Below are 19485 nucleotides of genomic sequence, written 5' to 3' on the forward strand. Positions count from 1 at the left end.
TACCTAATTGATCGAAAGTTTACTGCGTTTCAAAAATCACTTATTTCGTGAAATACTCGTAATGAACTTATAACGATCACCACGATAAATACATTTCACGTATTCTAGTGGTAATTCCCCTTCTGCATATGACCATTGTCTCATGACAAGCACAGGGGCTTTTTTAGGTATATGAAGATGTTCCGCTTCATCATCCGTTGCAATTGAAGCTTCAATTGCTTGAGTAGCACGAACAAGTTTAAAACCTAATTTTTTCTCTAAATGTTCGTATAAGGATTGTTGCAAAATCTCTTCATTAATATCTTTTACAAGAGTTGGCGACAAATATGTCGTCTCAAAAGCAATCGGTTCATCATCAGCTAGACGAATACGTCTCACCTCATAGACTGATTCCCCCTCTTGAATTCTAAGCCGCTCTGCTACTTTAACAGTAGCTGGAACGAGGCGAAAGCTTAATAGCTGACTGCTCGGTTTCATACCACGGGAGAGCATATCCTCTGTAAATCCCGTCATTCCTTGCAGTTTTTGTTCTACTTTTGGAAGTTGAACAAACGTTCCAATTCCACGCTTTCGATATAAATATCCTTGTTCCACTAAATTGTTAATTGCTTGTCTAATTGTCATGCGACTTACTTCGAACTTATCACAAAGTTCATTCTCAGATGGAATTTTATCTCCCGGCGTCCATTCACCGTCCTCAATTAGCTGTTTCACCCACTCTTGAATCTGATAATAGATCGGAAATGGTGAATACTTGTCGATGTTCATCAGCAATCGCCTCACTGCATAAAGATAGAGCTTCTGGATCAGCAATTACGGTTACATTCGGATGACGTTGCAATACTGTAGCAGGACACGCTTCGTTATACTCACCTTGCAATAATTCTTTGATTGCTTCCGCTTTTTTCGGTCCCATAGCAACAAGTAGAATTTGCTTCGCTTTCATAATGCTACCAATTCCCATTGTAATTGCATGAGTCGGCACATCTTCTTCTTTTTCGAAGAAACGAAGGTTTGCTTGGCGTGTAGATTCTGTTAATTCCACAATATTAGTTGGAGAATCAAAAGATGTTCCTGGCTCGTTAAATCCGATGTGACCGTTTTCACCGATTCCAAGAATCTGTAGATCAACTGGGTTAGCTGCTAGAATGCCTTCATAACGCTTGCACTCTTCCTCTAAATCACTTGCCATCCCATTTGGTACATAAGTTTCTTTAAAGGGAAGATGATCAAACAACTGTTCTTGCATAAAGTAATGATAGCTGTTTTTATCTTCGTGTGGTAAATTTACGTACTCATCTAAGTTTACAGTGGTTACATGGCTTGTATCAAGTTTATTTTTTCGCATTTCTGCATAAATACCAAGTGGAGAGCTTCCTGTAGCCATTCCTAACGTTGGATTTCCTTTTGATTTTACAACTTCTTCAATTAATTTATAACCTGATTCGGCTAATTCTTCTGATGTTTTTACAACAAGAATATTCATTTGTTACTTCCCTTCCTTCATATGAATTCCTAATCGAACCGTATCATATACATGTAAATCTTCGGTCATGACAACAAAGTCCGCATCTTTTCCTACTGCTAATGCCCCTTTATTCGTTAATCCGAACTCTTCTGCTTGGTTAACTGATGTCATAAGTACAGCATCTTCAATGGAACACTCTGTAAATTCAATTACATTTCGGAATGCTTGGTCCATTTTCAAGATACTACCTGCTAACGTTCCGTCTTCTAAACGGGCGCTACCATCTTTCACATGTACAGGCTGTCCACCAAGCTCATACAATCCGTCTTCTAAACCTTTTGCGCGCATCGCATCTGTAATGACGCTTACTTTTTTAGGACCTTTTAATTTATATGCTAATTTCACCATATCTGGGTGAATGTGAATACCATCTGTAATTACTTCAACCATTACATTTGGGTTCAATAACACATGACCGACAACACCTGGTTCACGGTGATGTAAGCCGCGCATTTGATTGTATAAATGTGTTGCATGTGTAATATGTCTATTTTTTAATTGTGCATCAATCGCATCTGTATGGCCCATTGTACCAATGACACCAGTTTCAGCAAGATACTTTTCAAACTCCACCGCACCCTCTTCTTCTGGTGCATATGTTACTAATTTAATTAAATTACCGCTCGCTTCTTGCCATTGTGTAAATTGCTCAATATTCGCAGGAACAATATGTTCAAGTGGCTGTGCTCCTGCACGTTTTTTCGAAACATACGGTCCTTCTAAATGAATATATTCAAAATGCGCTCCTTTTTCTTTCGCTTCTTTGGCAGCACTTAAAGCCACCTCGATCGCTTCTGGCGCTTGTGTCATTGTTGTTGGGAAGTAAGTTGTAACCCCTTCTTTTAACATTTCTTTACCAAGAGTTACTAATCCATCGCTATTTGCATCCATCGCATCAATATCGTATCCACCATGAATATGAACATCGATCATACCTGGAATCACAATTTTTCCTTCTGCATCCAAAACAGCTTCATTTTCTTGTGATACATATTGAGCCATCAAACCAATTTCTTCAATTTTTTCTGCGTAACGAATAAATCCACTTTCCACTACTTCGTGACCTGTATAAATTTTGGCATTGATGACAACTTGCGTTTTCATTTTCATCGATCCTTTCCCATGAAATACCTACTTGTTATTATTACCTATTTGCCTAATTCCATCTTAATATATACACGAGTAGTTGTCTATACATTGAAAGTAAATTTCCTCTTTTATAAATTTAAAAAGGAAACTTACTCTTCTCTAAGTATAATATATATTATTCATTTTTCCAAAAGAAGACAGTGAATCTTTTATGAATTTCGGTATCGATTCATTATTTTTTTAAACTTTTAACAACCATTCCTTACAGATTCATCTTAATAATGGCAGGGGTAAATTAGACCACATTACAAGATGCTCTCCATCTGTTTCAATTTCGACTGTTTGTTTATCTGTTGTATATATCATCACACCATGTCTCTTTAACCTTTTTACTACACTTTGATGAGGATGCCCATATGGGTTATTTTTATCATAAGAAAGAATGGCGAATTGAGGATTTGCTTTTTCTAAAAGCTCTTCACTAGTTGACGTATACGAGCCGTGATGACCTACTTTTAAAACATCTGCATGTACATCATACTGCTTTATTATTTTCTTTTCAGTTTGTATATCTGCATCTCCCATTAATAAAAAGTCAGCTTTATTATATCGAACTTTTAAAATAATTGATGATTCATTATTTTCATCCTTTGACTTTCCATTATTTAAAACCTGGATTGAAACTTGGGGATCTAACGGAATATACTGTCCCTGTTTTACCCGAACAAATGGAATCCCCCTTTTTTTAACATTATTCCTATACGTATGATATGTAAAAGAACTATAAGTTTTACCGCTATCTAATACAAGTGACACTGGCATTTGTTCTATAATAGGTATAAGCCCACCTATATGGTCCATATCTGGATGAGTTCCTACCACAACATCTAAATGATTAATTCCCTTTTCAACCAATTTTTGAATAATTACCTCTCCAGCTTCATAAGGTCCTCCATCGATTAACATGGTTTGACCATTCGGTAAAATAATCAGTGTTGCATCACCTTGTCCTACCTTAAAAAAACTTACTTTCATTTTCCCAAAATGCAGACGTTGCATAGAAAAAGAGGACGCAGTATGAACAGACGTCATATATCTTTTGGCAGATGTGCTGTTTAATGAGAAACATAATAAAACAGAAACTAACAATAGAATAATCCGTACACCTTTCATAATTCGTCTCCTTTTTTCATTTAGTATGACACGAGGTGTATTTCATATACAAAAAAAGCTTAGCAATATGCTAAGCTACGATTTTGACAGTTCCTGTAAGGAACCAAAGAATAAGTCTGCTTCATTCATTTGTTCATTTTCATCAGAAAGGGTTGGTAAATCATCTAATGTTTGAAGTCCAAACGTATCTAAAAATTCTTTCGTCGTGCCATATAGAATAGGACGTCCTGGTCCTTCGGCGCGGCCCGTTTCTTTTATTAATAAGTGCGAAACCAATGTTTGCAGTGCTCGATCTGTTTTCACACCACGTATCTCTTCTATTTCTGTTCTTGTAATTGGCTGACGATAGGCAACAATCGCCAACGTTTCAAGAGCGGCCTGTGAAAGAGATGCTGCTGTTGGTGTATCCATTAATTTTTGATAATAAGGCGCATGTTCTTTTTTTGTCGCAAGACGGTATACTTTTGCAAATTGTACAATTTGCAAGCCGCGCTGTAATCCTTCACATTCCTTTTGCATTTCCTCGATAATCTGCATTACACTTTTCACTTCAATCTCAAGTACTTTTGCAATTTGTTCTGGATAAACTCCTTCATCACCTGCAACAAATAAAAGTCCCTCAATAATCGCCATTTGTTCTTTTCTATCCAATATACAGTCTCCTTTCTCCTATCTTTTCGTGCAAAAATATCCACGACAAAAACCGAATCACAGTCTATTGCGTCCGGTCCAACATTCCTTCTACTGTTCCAAACAAAATGCTGTAAAACTATGATCAGCGAGGTTACTCCCACTGATCATTCGTCTTGACGAGTCAAATACTTACTACTAATTTTCATTATAACCTTGAAACAGGGATTTACTAAGATTTAGAGCGAGTTAAGAAGATTTCATCAAAGTTGTGTTCCTGCTCAATAACAATCTGCTGATTTTTCATAAGTTCAAGTATGGCTAAAAACGTTACAACCATTACTTCGCGCTCCTCATCAACAAATAAATCATAAAAACTTTGGCGGCCTTCTACCGTTTCTAATTTCTTTAAAATATCACTCATACGTTGTTCAATCGGTATCTCTTGACGAGTAATTCTCGTCGTTACTGGCCGTTTGGATTTTTTTCGACGTATAAGCTTTTGAAACGCTGCCAACATATCATATAGTGTGACATCGAGAGGTACGTTCGTCTCCTCTTCTTGTTGAAACGATGTAAAATCGATTGGTGGACGTGTATAAAGTTGTGCTCTCTCATGTTCTCTCTCTTTTAACTCAGCAGCAACTTGTTTATATTTTTTATATTCAATTAACCGCTCCATTAACTCTTGACGAGGGTCATCTATAAAATCTTCACCACTATCAGGTACATCTTCTTCTTGTTTCGGTAACAGCATTTTACTTTTAATTTGTAATAGCGTTGCAGCCATTACTAAATATTCACTTGCAACATCCAATTGCAATTCTTTCATCGTGTGGACATAAGACAAATACTGCTCTGTAATTTCCGCTACAGGAATATTATATATATCGACCTCATAACGATGAATTAAATGTAACAATAGATCTAAAGGCCCTTCAAAAGCCTCTACTTTAAAATTATATTGCACAAAGCATCCCACCACATTTTTTCTATAACAACATAAGTATAGAGCATACTTATGTTCTATCCAACCTTTTTAAGAAATTTAGTTGAAAATAGACATTTGCCCATGCAATAATGCCCACCCCTTCATATGCTAACAGTGTAGTAAGTTCAATGTAGGAGGTAAAAACTATGGGCCATGTTGATTGTGGTTTTAACGGCGGTTTCGCTTTACTTGTTGTGCTCTTTATCTTACTAATTATTGTAGGCGCAGCTTGCTTCTGCTAATGCAGAATATAATAAACGACTAGAGAACCTCTAGTCGTTTATTATTTATCCCGCTATTTACGGCGTTTCACTTCATGATACACTGTACATAAGACCATTTAGACAGGAGCGAAAAGAATGTATCCTACTGCATACATACAGTTTTTAATTCATTTTCACGGAGATTACGATTACTTTGAATGTCACGAAGTATTAGAAGAGTATTGGAAATTAAAACCTCGAGGAGAACGCGACAACTACTGGGTTGGTTTTATTCAAATAGCAGTTTCTTTGTATCATCACAGACGCTTGAATTGGAACGGTTCGATGCGAATGATGAAAAGTGCCATTGCCATTTTACAAAAAGAAAAGAAACAAGTGCACAAATTAGGGCTAGACCAACAAAAACTGTTAACTATTTTACAAAAACAATTACAGTCGATTCAAAGGAAAGAACCCTTTACACCTATATTTTTACCTTTTTCAGATCCTTCTTTAGAAAACACATGCTTGCAGTTATGTACAGAAAAAATGATTCCGTGGAAAGATCTTCATTCTTTCCCTACTGATTACATTGTCCATAAACATAAATTGCGTGACCGACGTGATGTAATTGTCGAACGAAATGAGCAACTACAAAAAAGAAAGCAGAGATGACATGGTTCCTATCTCTGCTTTCATGAATGTATATTCTGTTCAACTTCCTTGCACTTTTCACAAAAACTAGCAGTTTGTTCATTACCACAAACCGTAACACCCTGAAACTTATTTTTTAATTCTTGTACCATTTTCGTACCAATCCCCATGTGACGATGCGATGGATTCACACTAAGATGTTGAATCTCTAATGCATTTTCTCCATTAATTACTCCAACGATTCCAACAAAATCATCATTTTGTTTCCATAAATACAATTGCCAATTATCGTTTTCATTATATTCTTTCATTGTTACTTGTAAAGTTTTTACATCTTTTTCAGTTGGCATAAAAGAAAGTAGCCCCATTGCAATCTTTTCATAACTTTTTTTAAAACGAATTAACATAAGCCTTATCCCTTCTTACAAAAGTTACAAACCATGTATCCCCTCTAGCACTATTTCTGTATCATATCCATTCTACAATATTTTCACTATAGTGAGAAGAGCTACAAAAAACAACTTGATAATCATACAAAGAGAGTGTAGGAAAGTCAACTGCATATACAAATCTTACTATATCCTATGTATATTCACAAAAACTAGTTCTTCGTTCCATACTTGTATTTTCTACATTATCATTTACTGCATAACCGCCAGTAATTCCTCTTTATAACGTAAAAGATTCCCATCTCTCTTTTCAGGCTTATGATAAAAACTGAAAGAGGCCAAAAACATTTTTCACACAAGTAAGCAAAAAAAAGAGAGCTACATTGCTCTCTTCCCCTTATTCTTCCCAAACTTTAACTTCTTTCATAACATCGCCTTGACGCATATTTAATACTGTTTCAATACCACTTGTCACTTTACCAAATACAGTATGTACGCCATCTAGGTGTGGTTGTGGCTCATGAACGATAAAGAATTGGCTACCACCTGTATTACGGCCAGCATGTGCCATAGAAAGTGATCCAACTACATGTCGATGAGGATTCTCATCAGTTTCACATGGAATAGAGTAACCAGGACCACCTGCACCTGTTCCTGTTGGATCTCCGCCTTGGCTTACGAAACCAGGAATCACGCGGTGGAATGTAACCTCGTTATAAAATCCTTGATCTGCTAATTTCTTAAAGTTTTCAACTGTTTTTGGTGCTTCTTCTGGGAAAAATTCTAATTCGATTTTTTCACCGTTCTCCATTACTATGTATCCTAAAGTTTTCATACGTATATGTCTCCTTTCAACTATCTCAGCACTATATTACCATATTCGTGCTCAGAAACAAAAAGAATCCGACAATCTGTATACTTCTTTTTTTAAATCAGCAAGAAGACAGATGACAAATTTCAAAAATATACTATAATTACTTTGTTGCCCGAAAATTCCAGAAAGAGAAAGGGAGCGATTTTTCGTGAAAACGAAACTTTTAGCTCTGCTATTAGCTGTCACATTATTTATGATTCCGACAGCTTCATTTGCAGACGTGATTGAGGGAGAATCAATCGTTACACTAGGAGAAAACTTATCTGAACAACAAAAACAAGATCTTTTGAAAGAGATGAAAGCTCCAAAAGATGCACAAATTATTACTGTATCTAATGCGGAAGAACATAAATTTTTAGAAGGTATCGTTCCAAAAGCACAAATTGGCACGAGAGCTATTTCCTCTTCTATGATTACGTATACAAAACCAGGATCAGGACTTATTGTACGAGCAAAAAACATTAACTGGGTAACAGATGCCATGTATACAAACGCACTCATTACAGCGGGTGTCAAAGATGCAGAAATTCAAATTACAGCACCATTCAAAGTATCCGGAACAGCTGCTTTAACAGGATTAATGAAAGCTTACGAAACAACATCGAAAAAAGAAATTCCTGAAGAAGTAAAAAAAGTAGCCAATGAAGAAATGGTACAAACTGCCAAGCTCGGTGACCAAATTGGTGAAGAAAAAGCTGTTCAACTTGTTGCAAAAGTAAAAGAAGAAATTGCTAAGGAGCAACCAAAAACAACAGAAGATTTGCGTGCGCTAATTAAAAAAATTGCTGAACAACTCGGTATTACATTAACAGATGAGCAGTTAGATAGCTTAGTTTCATTGTTTGATAAAATGAAAAATTTAAATATTGACTGGGACCAAGTTGGTAGCCAATTAAATAAAGCGAAAGAACATGTTTCAGCATTCTTAGGGTCTGAAGAAGGACAAGGATTCCTAGATAAAGTAAAAGATTTCTTCTCTAGTATCATTGATTTTATTAAATCCTTATTTAAGTAAGAAAGAGCTCGTCATTGACGAGCTTTTTCTGTATGCATCCAATTTTAAAAATGACGTAAACCCTCTTCTTTTTTAGATGGGAGAGATCATCCACCCATGCATAGAATCGATCAGTTCTTTTTTCGCCCCATTCCTTGTGAAAACAAAGAGAGGAAATGAGTGTATTTGCGGACAGTAACACTCTCATCTCAAAATATTTCACTTTATATAAGCAAGGGCAACTTCATAACAGCTTCCTCTACTGAGCGAACAACGTGACCTGCCTTTTCCTTTACATAAGGATGTGCATGATGAAGAGTAAACGAATGTGGTGTTACTGAAAACATCGAGATATCATTAAAAGAATCCCCGATACATGCTACTTCGTGCGCTTCAATTTTCAAATGCTCCATTAAACGTTTTAAAGCATTTCCTTTACTAACTCCTACTGGCATAATATCTACATAACCTTTTCCAGAAATGAAAATTTCAGCTTGCTCATGAAAAACCTCTCTTAATTCTTGATCCAACACCTCAATCTTTTCAGTTTCTCCATACACAAATAATTTTGCAGGATGGACTGTCTTACCGAATTCTTCTTCTAATGCTTCAATTTCAGCAATATGCACCCCCATATATTTTTCAAAAACGTAATGGTTTTCATTTTTCTTTTTTGTATATCGTTGCTCTTTTGCACACACAATATCAGCTAATCCTTTTTCATGTATATATCGGTATATTTCCTGGGCAACTCCGTTATTAAATTTCGATTCATGGAATACTTGCCCATTTGGTAGCAACATCGTAGCTCCATTTAAACCCGTTGTATAGTAAGGGAATGTGAACTCTTTCACTGCATCATGAATCCTATGCGTAAAGCGGCCAGAAGCAAAGCAAATATTTGTCCCTTTTTCCGCTAGCCAACAAAGTGCTTTTTCATCTTCCTTATGAATATGACTCACATTATAAACAAGTGTATCATCCAAATCACTTACAAATAATTTGATCATGCTCTCTTCCCCTTTCATACACAATTTCTACTCTAAGTGTACGAAAAAAATGTTATGTTTTTGTTAAAAAACGATAAATTTATAATAAAAAATAAGTAGGAAAATAATCCTACTTATTTTTGTCTACGTATATTTTGTGGGTGTACAATACTCGGACGCACTTTTAAACTAGACATAGTTGGGCGTAATAATATTGTTTTTAATGCTCCCCAGTCAAATGGTAAAAACGGCCATAAATATGGCGTTTGCAAGCTTTTGATGGACGTTAAAAATAAAATTAACATCGTCATGCCAATTACAAATCCTATCTCATGGAACAAACCAGTTAAAATAATAACAAATAATTTTCCGAGTTTGTTTCCAAGTCCTAATTCATAACTTGGTGTTGCATATATTCCAAGCATTGAAACCGCTGTATATAAAATAACCTCTGGAACAAATAACCCAACGTCAATTGCAATTTGCCCAATTAAAATCGCTGAAATTAAGCCAGTAGCTGATGATAGAGGAGTCGGTGTATGAATTGACGCCATTCGCAAAAATTCAAGTCCAACATCAGCTATAATGATTTGTAACAAAATAGGGAGATTGGTCATTTTATTGGGCCCAATGAAAGCAAGTTTCTCTGGTAATAATGTTGGATCGAATACAAACACGAGCCAAAATGGCAGTAGAAACAAAGAAAATATAATACCCATAAAACGAACCCATCGTAAAAATGTACCAACTGCCGGGTTTTGTCTAAACTCTTCTGCGTGCTGCACATGATGAAAATAAGTTGTTGGTGTAATCATTACGCTTGGTGATGTATCAACAATAACTAATACATGCCCTTCTAATAAATGATTTGCTGCTACATCCGGTCTTTCCGTATAACGAATAAGCGGGAAAGGATTATAACCCTGCTTTACTAAAAACTCTTCAATCGTTTTATCAGCCATCGTAATTCCATCTACTTCTATACTCTCTAGCTCTTGCTTAATGATTTTTATCAAATCTGGATTCGCAACATCTTGAACATACGTAATGCAAACATCGGTTTGTGACCTATCCCCTACCCGAATAATTTCATTCCGAAGGCGCGGATCACGAATACGTCTTCTTATCAATGCTGTATTGACAACAATATTCTCCACAAAACCATCTCTTGCCCCGCGCACTACTTTTTCTGTATCTGGCTCTGTTGGTGTACGACCAGGATAACTACGGACATCAATTACAAAAGCTTCCGTTTCACCTTCTACAAAAATAACCACGAGACCAGATAAGACTTGTGTCATTACGTCATCCATCGTTTTTACTTTACTTACTTGTTGATGAATAAGCCGATTTTCTAAAAGCTTGACTGTATCTTCCTCGACATCCCTTATCTCATTTGTATCCACTGCTTCTTCTAAAATCGGAATAATGTAGTTTGTATCACACAATCCATTTACAAATAATACACCGATTTCTTTATCAAGAATTTGAAACTTACGAATCCCAACATCAAATGTGACGCCAAGTCCAGCTGTTTGTTTCAAATAATTTTCATTATCACTCAAGAAGGAAGAAATCGGGATATTAACTTTCTTCTGCTCTGTCATAAAACCCACTTCTTTCTAAAATTAATTGAATTGCTTTCTTTGTAATGGGTGATCCTCGCTCCCATTCATCATTTCCACACATCTTCCCTATATCACCAATCCCAACAATGACCGGGACGTTCAATTCATCTAAACAATAAATTGTATCTCCATTAATTCTGCCAATTTCACCATCAGCCAGTCCAAATTTATCAACACCGTATTCTGTTAACCTTCCTTCTCGATCTACACTTACATCTACACGCGCCCATTCTAGATGATGTGTATTCGATGCAACAGCTAAAATGCCGAGAACATCAATTTGTTTATGCGTTGCTACGTATTTTAACGCTTTTTCACCAGAACCTTCTCCAATAAACCCACTATCATCAAACATGACAAATACAGGATCGGATGGCGTTTGCATAATTAGCTCCACAATCTTCTTTCCTGTCAATTTTGTTGGATTGCTTTGCGATGCAGAAATACACCTGCCGCCAAATTCCTTTGTTAACAGTTCAATTGCTCGCTTTGCATATTCATCTCCATCTGTCACCAAAATAACCCTTCGTCTCATTTGATTTTATCCTTTCGGTTTACATATAAGTGCTACAAAAAATGCAAATAATATCGCTGCTGAAATACCTGACGATGTTAAACTAAACATGCCAATGCCGATTCCTAAATAACCATGTTTTTCAGCCGCCTCTAATGCCCCATGTAAAAGAGAATGTCCAAAGCTCGTTATCGGAACAGTTGCTCCTGCACCTGCAAATTTTATGAGCTTATCATATAGCCCAAAGCTATCTAAAATGGCTCCTACTACTACAAAAGTCGCCATTAAATGGGCGGGGGTCAGTTTTACAAAATCCAATAGTAGTTGTCCAATTACACAAATTATCCCTCCAACAATAAACGCATATACAAAGTCCACCGTTCACACCCCTTTCACCCTTTCAAATACAACCCCATGCGCAATTGTCGGTATCGTTTCTTTTTGTTGTATCATAATCGGACTTAACAATGCTCCTGTTGCCACTACAAACATACGCTGTAAGTTTCCTTTTTTCATTTCTTCTAGTAAATGACCGTATGTTACAACTGCCGAACAAGCACAACCGCTCCCACCTGCAAAAACCTCTTCTTGATCTCTTTTGTAAATCATTAATCCGCAATCATTATATATATTTCCTAAATCATATCCTTCCTCAAGTAAAAGTTGCTTCGCAATTGGCGCTCCAACCCCTGACAAATCGCCTGTAACGATAAGATCATAATCCGCTGCACTTCTCCCTAAATCTTCAAAATGTTGTTGAATCGTATGAGCAGCTGCAGGTGCCATGGCCGATCCCATATCGAAAGGGTTTGTAATTCCTAAATCTCGTACTTTTCCAATGGTGGCCGCTGTTATTTTAATATCACTCGGTTCTTTACTAATTAAGACAGTCCCCGCTCCTGTAACAGTTGAAGTAGCTGTACCAGGCCTTTGTCCGCCGTATTCCGTCGGATAGCGAAACTGCCTTTCTGCAGTTGCATTGTGACTACTAACCGTAGCTATCACACGATTAGCAAAACCTCCATCAATAAAAGCTGATCCAATTGCTAGCGTCTCCATTGAAGTTGCGCAAGCACTAAACATGCCTAAAAAAGGAACGCCAAGCCCTCGAGCCACATAATTGGCTGTAGTAGTTTGGTTTAGTAAGTCACCTGCTAAAAAAAAATCAATTTGTGAAGAGTTTATATCACCTTTTTGCATGGCCTGCTGAACTGAGTCATTCATCAATCTTCTTTCAGCGAGCTCCCAATTTTCTTCCCCGCAGTGCAAATCATCATACGAAACATCAAAACACTTTCCAAGGGGGCCTTCCGCTTCTTTTGGACCGACAGCAGTACCTGTTGCATTCACAAATATATGATTTTGAAATACCCATGTTTGCTTTCCTGTCAATCTCATATCTAGTCTCCTTTAAGACATCCAAAGTTTAAATGTATATCTGATTAGGCCAACAATATATGCTCCAACAACTCCAAATACAATGACACTTCCAGCAAGCTTAAACATATTTGTCGCAACTCCAAGCACAATCCCCTCGCTGCGATGCTCCATCGCTGCACTTACCATTGAATTTGCAAATCCAGTCACAGGAACTGCTGAACCCGCCCCTCCAAATTGACCGATTTTATCATACACACCACATCCAGTTAATATGGCTGATAATAGCACAAGCGTTGCTACTGTAGGATTTCCCGCATTACTCTCACTGAAGTGAAAATAATACATATAAAATTTCATCAAGCATTCTCCTACTGTACAAATCACTCCTCCTACAACGAACGCTTTCATACAATTCATTACATAATTTGGATTTGGATGATAATCTTTTACTTTATTTATGTAATCGTCTTTTAATTTATCTTGTGCCATCTTGTTGCCTCCTATCTTGCAAAATAAATCCAATGAAATAAAGACCCCATTACTTTTCCAAGTACAAGTGCAACGAGTAAAACAACAATTTTCCCATCTACTCCCACCCGTTTTGCTAATATAGGCAAAACATTTAATACTTCTGTCAAAGCCGCAGCAAGCATACCGATAAATGTTCCACAAAATAAGCCAAGTAAAATGAGCCAATACTGAGATACTTGAAAGGTTACATCCCTTAAACTGCACCATGCTCCTATTAAAGAACCACCTATTACAGCCCATTCAAACCATTGAATACGATGCCCGCTCCTTGTTAACTGCGCTAAACGCGGGATAACACCGAGCACAGCTAAAAATGCAACGTAGCCCCCTCCAACCGCAATCCCACCAGCAAGTCCCATTACAATCACCAAACCATACTCAATCATCTGCAATTTGTTTTGCACTCTCTTTATTTTCATTAATCATGACATATTGATCGAGCGACTGTTGATATTGGAACATTTCCACTTCTAACGGACTGGGCTCCTCATTAATTCGTTTTTGAAACACATGATTAAAAAATAAGACCATCCCTAATCCCAGCCCTAAAGAATAAGGAATTTGAAATAAGAGCGGTTTATAATTGACTTCGCCTGTAATCATGTAATATAAGCGCCAATGTACTTGTTGCATACTAACATCTTCATGAAAATAAATAATCGCCAGAGCTGCCCCAACAAAAAGTAACATCCAAACTAACCCAAAGAAAATAGGATGCACTTTCTTTTTTTCATAGACAATTTCAACAAGCGTTTGTCCCGGGCCAAATAAATTAATTTGTATATGCTTCGTAGCTCCCTCAATCACTTGAATGATTCTCATTGCATCAATGACAACATGTGTTTTATCATGTTTGGTGATTTTATAAACAAGTTGCTTTTTTATCTTTTCTACTACATTCGAATCCCCAACTACTTGAGCAATATCTTCAACTTTCACCTCATATGAAGGCGATACCCTCAAACGATTTCGCATTTTAATATAGATTGTTTGCTCCACTCCATTCACCTCTTCACAATTCCTCGTAGTTGTAGTATGGTTTTTGGTATTTTTTCTAATACAACTTTTTTATAAAAGTGTGAGAGACTTACTATTGAATCCAATAAAAAACATCTGCACCATGTTGGTGCAGATGTTTTTTATTAAACTTTCTTTTTCCTAAATAAATTTGCAATACTTAATGCTAAACCTCCCCAAATCACGACAATCCCGATAATCATCATCATAATTGCTGATCCACTCATTATGAAACACCTCGATCCTTCCATTCTTTTTCAAGCCGGGCGGAATCTGAATGTATTTGCGCATTCCATTTTTTTACACTAATAATTAATGCAATGATAAGAAATGCTGCTACTAGACCCCAGCCATACGTCACGACAAATTGTGTTGGATAATCACCATAGTTCTTTTGAATGTTTTGAATCGTACCATCAATAAGCATATATCCTAACATAAGCGGTGTAATAACAAGTAAACTAACTCTCCAGAACATCCCTAGTTTAATATCCGATGTGAAATTCGCATGATTTTGGTATACTGGTAAACGGCGAAGGATTAAACCAACCGTTACAACCTCTACTAGCGCAATGACAATAAGTCCAAAATTATTTGCAAAGTAATCCACAACGTCTAGGAACATCAATCCGCCGCGTGTTGCAAATATAAGTGAAACTAATACAAGAAGAGTACCCATAATTCCAATCGTCTTCTGACGGCTTAGGCCAAACTTCTCAGATACTGCTGCAAAACATACCTCTGCTAATGAAATAAGTGATGTAATTCCAGCTACCGTTAAAGATAGGAAGAATAATACGCCAAATAGTGGTGACATCGGCAATTCATTAATAATTTGCGGGAATACGACAAACGCAAGTCCAACCCCAGCACTCGCTACTTTATCAACTGGTACTCCCATGTTATTTGCCATAAAGCCAAGTGCGGCAAAGACACCAATTCCAGCTAATAATTCAAATCCCGAATTCGCAAAACCAGTAATAAAAGCGTTATTTGTTGTATCAGAATTTTTCGGTAAATAACTAGAATACGTAATCATAATTCCAAATGCTAACGATAAACTAAAGAAAATTTGTCCGTAAGCAGCAAGCCATACTTTTCCATCTAAAATACGACTCCAATCCGGTTTAAAAAAGGCATCAAGCCCTTGCATTGCTCCTTCCATCGTAACAGCGCGAACAACAATAATTAGAAACATCACAACAAGTAAAGGAATAAAAATGCGATTTACCACTTCAATCCCTTTCTTAACTCCTTTAAATGCCACACCTAGTACAATAATCCAAACGAGTGCGAGTGGGATTAATACTTCTGGTACAAGCCCTCCAAATTGTCCTGGTTTTTCTGCAACTTGTAAGTATTCTTTAAATAGAAAGCCTTCTGTATCTTTTCCCCATGCACCTGTAATCGAAAAGTATGTATATGATATCGACCAAGCGATAATTACGGAATAGTACGTCGAAACAACAAACGTAACCGCCATTTGCCACCAACCGATAAATTCGGCCTTTGGGTTTATTCGAAAGAAAGTTAACGGCGCTGATCCACGGTGACGATGTCCAAGAGCAAATTCAAATGCTAATAATGAAATACCAGTCGTTAATAATGCAAATAAGTACGGTAAAAAGAATGCGCCTCCTCCGTTTTCATACGCAGTATACGGAAAACGCCATATGTTTCCTAGTCCAACCGCAGAACCGATTGCCGCGAAAATAAATCCGGCCCTCGTTCCCCATTGCTGCCTTGTTTCCATGTTTTCTTCCTCCTTTATGACAAGTTTATACTTGGATTATATTTTAAATTTACTAAATTATCAATAAATTCTGTAAATAAATATGGATGATTGAATTTTTTTGATTTTGGAAAGGATAACAACAATAACATACGCTACTATGATTTTCTATTTTCATTTGAAACATCACTACTTTCTAGTCCAAAATAAAAAGATCGAATAGATGGCTATTCATCTATTCGATCTTTCATCTGTTTTAATATTTTCTTTTCAAGCCTGGATACTTGAACTTGTGAAATCCCAATTCGCTCCGCTACTTCTGATTGGGTTTGATCTTTATAATAGCGCAAATACACAATTAAACGTTCACGCTCATCTAGCTCTCTAATCGCCTCTTTGAGAGCGATTTTTTCGAACCATTTTGTTTCTGTTTGATCTGCAATTTGATCTAATATTGTAATGGGATCCCCATCATTTTCATAAACCGTTTCATGTATGGATGACGGAGTACGACTCGCCTCCTGTGCAAGAACAACTTCTTCTGGCGTCAGTTCCAATGCTTCAGCAACCTCATTAATCGTGGGGGCCCTTCCATATTCTTTAGAAAGTTCATCCTTCATTTTCCGGATTTTATTTCCAGTCTCCTTTAAAGAACGACTTACTTTCACAGATCCATCATCTCGCAAGAATCGCTGTATTTCACCAATAATCATTGGAACTGCATAGGTTGAAAATTTCACTTCGAAAGACAAATCAAATTTATCTACCGACTTCAAAAGTCCAATACAGCCAATTTGAAATAAATCATCTGGTTCATATCCTCGATTGAGGAATCGTTGTACAACTGACCATACAAGACGCATATTGCTTTGGACTATCGTATCTCTCGCCCCTTGATCTCCATCTTGACTTTTTTGAATTAACGCTTTTAACTCGTGGTCCTTTAACTGAGGTTTCTTCTTCTCATTTCTGACCTCTATGTCCATAGGCAATTCTCCTTAATTGCATAGAGCGTTACTATTTGATAAGTATTTTGTCAAATGGATTGTTGTCCCGAAAGATTCATTTGAAATAACTTCTACTTCATCCATAAAATTTTCCATGATAGTAAATCCCATTCCGGAACGCTCTAATTCAGGTTTAGTTGTAAAAAGAGGTTGCCTTGCCTCGTCTAAGTTAAAAATGCCAACCCCTTCATCTCGAATCGTGAGTTTCACCATTGCTTCTTCCAAAATCACTGAAATGTAAACAAAACCTTCCGCATTCCCTTCATATCCGTGAATAATTGCATTTGTGACTGCTTCAGACACAACCGTTTTAATCTCTGTCAATTCCTCCATCGTTGGATCTAATTGTGCAATAAAAGCAGCAACTGTAACGCGAGCAAACGATTCATTTTGACTTAACGCTGAAAATTGAAGGTTCATTTCATTTCTCATTTATGCCACCCCCAATGTCGCGAGCGCATGCGCTTCACTTTCTTCTAAGCGAATAATTTTAAACAGACCAGACATATCAAATAAACGCTTTACAGGTGGTGAGATTGCACAAACGACCATCTCCCCTCCTAAACCTTTAACATGCTTATATCTGCCTAATATAACACCAAGACCAGAACTGTCCATAAATGTTAACTTCTCTAAACTTAGTACAATATGATGAGCGTGATGCGTCTCAATCATATCCGTTACTTTTGCTCGCAACTCTTCAGCAGTATGATGATCTAATTCACCCGCTAGCCGAACACATAAGACATCACGCTTTACTTCTAAATGCATGGAAAGACTCACACGATTTCCTCCTTATGCTTAAACTTGACTCATTACATAAGATTTTCGTGAACATAAAATAAGAATCCTTCCTACTGACAAAAGAAGTACTATTTCGCCATAATGTGAACCTTTCAGCAATTATTCTACCTTTTTCATGTATGCGGATAGAAAAACGGCAATATCTTTGCCGTTATTTCGATGTTGAAAATGTTCCTAAACTTCTTTTAAATAGTTCCCACCAGCTTGCTGCAGCAACATCCTCTTTCGCTACAATCGTTTGCTTTAATAAAACATTTTTATCTTTTTTAATAACAAGTGTACCGAGTGCATCGCCTTTTTTAATTGGTGCTTTTACTTTCTTCTCAGTGATAATTTCCTGTTTGACCTTGTCCATATTCTCTCCTTTTTTCATAAGAAGAGATACATTATCCGATGCAACTAAATCTACCTTTTCTTTCTTACCTTTTCCTACTTTTACGGTTTGAATTTTTTCACCGCGCTTATACATTTTTTTCGTTGTATATTGCCCAAATGCATAATCAAGGAGCTTTGTTACCTGATTGTTACGTTCTTTTGATGTTGGTGCTCCCATAACAACAGAAATAACACGCATGCCATTTTTCTCAGCTGATGCAGTTAAACAATATTTTGCCTCTGTCGTAAAACCTGTTTTCACCCCATCTACCCCTGGATAAAAACGAACTAATTTATTCGTATTTACAAGCCAAAATTTTTTCTCTGTATTTTCACGTAAATAATCTTCATACTTTCCTGTATATTTTCGAATGAGTGGATACTTCATCAATTCTTTCGCCATAATTGACATATCATATGCCGTTGAATAATGATCTTTCGCTGGAAGACCCGTTGGATTTTGGAAATGTGTATTTTTCAGTCCTAAATCCTTTGCCTTTTTATTCATCATGTTTACAAAGCCTTCTTCTGAACCAGCGATATGCTCAGCAACCGCAACAGATGCATCATTTCCCGATGCAATCGCAATTCCTTTTAGCATTTCATTCACTGTCATTTCTTCACCTGGCTCAAGAAAAATTTGCGAACCACCCATTGATGCTGCATGTTCACTTGCTCTAACTTTATCTTCTAGTTTTAATTTTCCTTTTTCAACTTGTTCCATAATCAGTAGCATCGTCATAATCTTCGTCATACTAGCAGGTGGTAGTTTTTCATTTGGATTTTTCTCAAATAAAACTTTACCTGTGTCTTGCTCAATCACAATCGCTGACGATGCTTGCTCTGCTAACTTCGGCCCTGTTTCTACTTCTTTTTTCTCAGACTGTGCTTTCTCAGATTGTGCAAAGCCAACAGAAGCACCAGAAAATAACAACATGAAACAAACAAGTATTCCAAAAACTCGCCTCATGACTAACCCTCCA

At 36.8% G+C, this 19485-nt stretch carries 25 protein-coding genes; 3 read left to right on the forward strand and 22 right to left on the reverse strand.

The window, feature by feature from the left end:
• Positions 1-36: 36 nt before the first annotated feature.
• The 6 genes from phnF to CN373_RS05080 all read right to left on the reverse strand — a co-directional run bounded on the left by phnF (position 37) and on the right by CN373_RS05080 (position 5390).
• Positions 37-768, reverse strand: coding sequence for a phosphonate metabolism transcriptional regulator PhnF (gene phnF, locus CN373_RS05055; protein WP_079999542.1), 732 nt, complete (start codon positions 766-768; stop codon positions 37-39).
• Entirely contained in the window at positions 698-1486 is a 789-nt protein-coding gene (gene nagB, locus CN373_RS05060; protein WP_001024218.1) for a glucosamine-6-phosphate deaminase, read from the reverse strand. The genes phnF and nagB overlap by 71 nt, the downstream gene beginning before the upstream one ends.
• 3 nt (positions 1487-1489) lie before the next feature.
• Positions 1490-2632, reverse strand: coding sequence for an N-acetylglucosamine-6-phosphate deacetylase (gene nagA / locus CN373_RS05065; protein ID WP_033664787.1), 1143 nt, complete (start codon positions 2630-2632; stop codon positions 1490-1492).
• 255 nt (positions 2633-2887) lie between these two features.
• Positions 2888-3790: a ComEC/Rec2 family competence protein gene (locus CN373_RS05070; protein ID WP_000679368.1), complete on the reverse strand. Its 903-nt coding sequence runs from the start codon at positions 3788-3790 to the stop codon at positions 2888-2890.
• A gap of 75 nt (positions 3791-3865) precedes the next feature.
• The gene (gene scpB, locus CN373_RS05075; RefSeq protein ID WP_000375177.1) at positions 3866-4441 is read right to left on the reverse strand and encodes an SMC-Scp complex subunit ScpB; all 576 of its coding nucleotides are present in this window, start codon (positions 4439-4441) and stop codon (positions 3866-3868) included.
• A gap of 211 nt (positions 4442-4652) precedes the next feature.
• The gene (locus CN373_RS05080; RefSeq protein WP_001199767.1) at positions 4653-5390 is read right to left on the reverse strand and encodes a segregation/condensation protein A; all 738 of its coding nucleotides are present in this window, start codon (positions 5388-5390) and stop codon (positions 4653-4655) included.
• Between the two features lie 167 nt (positions 5391-5557).
• On the opposite strand from CN373_RS05080, the gene CN373_RS05085 reads away from it, so the two are divergent.
• Together CN373_RS05085 and CN373_RS05090 are read left to right on the forward strand one after the other, a co-directional pair.
• The gene (locus CN373_RS05085; RefSeq protein ID WP_000510192.1) at positions 5558-5653 is read left to right on the forward strand and encodes a YjcZ family sporulation protein; all 96 of its coding nucleotides are present in this window, start codon (positions 5558-5560) and stop codon (positions 5651-5653) included.
• A gap of 117 nt (positions 5654-5770) precedes the next feature.
• Positions 5771-6289, forward strand: a complete 519-nt coding sequence (locus tag CN373_RS05090) for a DUF309 domain-containing protein (protein ID WP_000283559.1) — start codon at positions 5771-5773, stop codon at positions 6287-6289.
• A 20-nt stretch (positions 6290-6309) separates the two neighbouring features.
• Here CN373_RS05090 and CN373_RS05095 read toward each other — a convergent pair whose 3' ends face one another.
• Positions 6310-6675 carry a GNAT family N-acetyltransferase gene (locus tag CN373_RS05095; RefSeq protein WP_000908406.1) on the reverse strand — a complete coding sequence of 122 codons (366 nt, stop codon included), beginning with the start codon at positions 6673-6675 and terminating at the stop codon, positions 6310-6312.
• A gap of 379 nt (positions 6676-7054) precedes the next feature.
• Positions 7055-7492 carry a peptidylprolyl isomerase gene (locus CN373_RS05100; protein WP_000853793.1) on the reverse strand — a complete coding sequence of 146 codons (438 nt, stop codon included), beginning with the start codon at positions 7490-7492 and terminating at the stop codon, positions 7055-7057.
• Between the two features lie 187 nt (positions 7493-7679).
• Here CN373_RS05100 and CN373_RS05105 point away from each other — a divergent pair, with 187 nt between their 5' ends.
• Positions 7680-8546, forward strand: coding sequence for a DUF1002 domain-containing protein (locus tag CN373_RS05105; RefSeq protein WP_098358902.1), 867 nt, complete (start codon positions 7680-7682; stop codon positions 8544-8546).
• 203 nt (positions 8547-8749) lie between these two features.
• On the opposite strand, the gene CN373_RS05115 is transcribed toward CN373_RS05105, so the two are convergent.
• The 14 genes from CN373_RS05115 to CN373_RS05180 all read right to left on the reverse strand — a co-directional run bounded on the left by CN373_RS05115 (position 8750) and on the right by CN373_RS05180 (position 19472).
• Positions 8750-9553, reverse strand: coding sequence for an HAD family hydrolase (locus CN373_RS05115; RefSeq protein ID WP_111901826.1), 804 nt, complete (start codon positions 9551-9553; stop codon positions 8750-8752).
• A gap of 95 nt (positions 9554-9648) precedes the next feature.
• Positions 9649-11121, reverse strand: a complete 1473-nt coding sequence (locus CN373_RS05120; RefSeq protein ID WP_000139287.1) for a spore germination protein — start codon at positions 11119-11121, stop codon at positions 9649-9651.
• Positions 11099-11677, reverse strand: coding sequence for a stage V sporulation protein AE (locus tag CN373_RS05125; RefSeq protein ID WP_033664228.1), 579 nt, complete (start codon positions 11675-11677; stop codon positions 11099-11101). Before CN373_RS05125 ends, CN373_RS05120 begins: the two co-directional genes overlap by 23 nt.
• Before the next feature lie 6 nt (positions 11678-11683).
• Entirely contained in the window at positions 11684-12034 is a 351-nt protein-coding gene (gene spoVAE, locus CN373_RS05130) for a stage V sporulation protein AE (protein ID WP_098358904.1), read from the reverse strand.
• A gap of 3 nt (positions 12035-12037) precedes the next feature.
• Positions 12038-13054, reverse strand: coding sequence for a stage V sporulation protein AD (gene spoVAD / locus CN373_RS05135; protein ID WP_098358905.1), 1017 nt, complete (start codon positions 13052-13054; stop codon positions 12038-12040).
• 12 nt (positions 13055-13066) lie between these two features.
• The gene (gene spoVAC / locus CN373_RS05140) at positions 13067-13525 is read right to left on the reverse strand and encodes a stage V sporulation protein AC (protein WP_000046062.1); all 459 of its coding nucleotides are present in this window, start codon (positions 13523-13525) and stop codon (positions 13067-13069) included.
• Positions 13526-13536: 11 nt separating this feature from the next.
• Positions 13537-13953, reverse strand: a complete 417-nt coding sequence (locus CN373_RS05145) for a stage V sporulation protein AB (protein ID WP_000575193.1) — start codon at positions 13951-13953, stop codon at positions 13537-13539.
• The gene (locus tag CN373_RS05150) at positions 13946-14566 is read right to left on the reverse strand and encodes a stage V sporulation protein AA (RefSeq protein WP_000438375.1); all 621 of its coding nucleotides are present in this window, start codon (positions 14564-14566) and stop codon (positions 13946-13948) included. The genes CN373_RS05145 and CN373_RS05150 overlap by 8 nt, the downstream gene beginning before the upstream one ends.
• 143 nt (positions 14567-14709) lie before the next feature.
• Positions 14710-14811: a methionine/alanine import family NSS transporter small subunit gene (locus tag CN373_RS05155; protein WP_000016825.1), complete on the reverse strand. Its 102-nt coding sequence runs from the start codon at positions 14809-14811 to the stop codon at positions 14710-14712.
• Positions 14811-16337 (reverse strand): sodium-dependent transporter, encoded by a 1527-nt coding sequence (locus CN373_RS05160; RefSeq protein ID WP_000450060.1) that lies wholly within the window; start codon positions 16335-16337, stop codon positions 14811-14813. The genes CN373_RS05155 and CN373_RS05160 overlap by 1 nt, the downstream gene beginning before the upstream one ends.
• A gap of 206 nt (positions 16338-16543) precedes the next feature.
• On the reverse strand, positions 16544-17302 hold the full coding sequence (gene sigF / locus CN373_RS05165; protein ID WP_000350736.1) for an RNA polymerase sporulation sigma factor SigF: 759 nt from the start codon (positions 17300-17302) through the stop codon (positions 16544-16546).
• Positions 17303-17314: 12 nt separating this feature from the next.
• Positions 17315-17755, reverse strand: coding sequence for an anti-sigma F factor (spoIIAB, locus tag CN373_RS05170; RefSeq protein ID WP_001243396.1), 441 nt, complete (start codon positions 17753-17755; stop codon positions 17315-17317).
• Positions 17756-18106, reverse strand: a complete 351-nt coding sequence (gene spoIIAA, locus CN373_RS05175) for an anti-sigma F factor antagonist (RefSeq protein ID WP_000059126.1) — start codon at positions 18104-18106, stop codon at positions 17756-17758.
• A gap of 172 nt (positions 18107-18278) precedes the next feature.
• Entirely contained in the window at positions 18279-19472 is a 1194-nt protein-coding gene (locus CN373_RS05180; protein WP_001255120.1) for a D-alanyl-D-alanine carboxypeptidase family protein, read from the reverse strand.
• Between the last annotated feature and the right edge of the window lie 13 nt (positions 19473-19485).

This window comes from Bacillus cereus, from assembly GCF_002561295.1.
Lineage (GTDB): Bacteria > Bacillota > Bacilli > Bacillales > Bacillaceae_G > Bacillus_A > Bacillus_A cereus_S.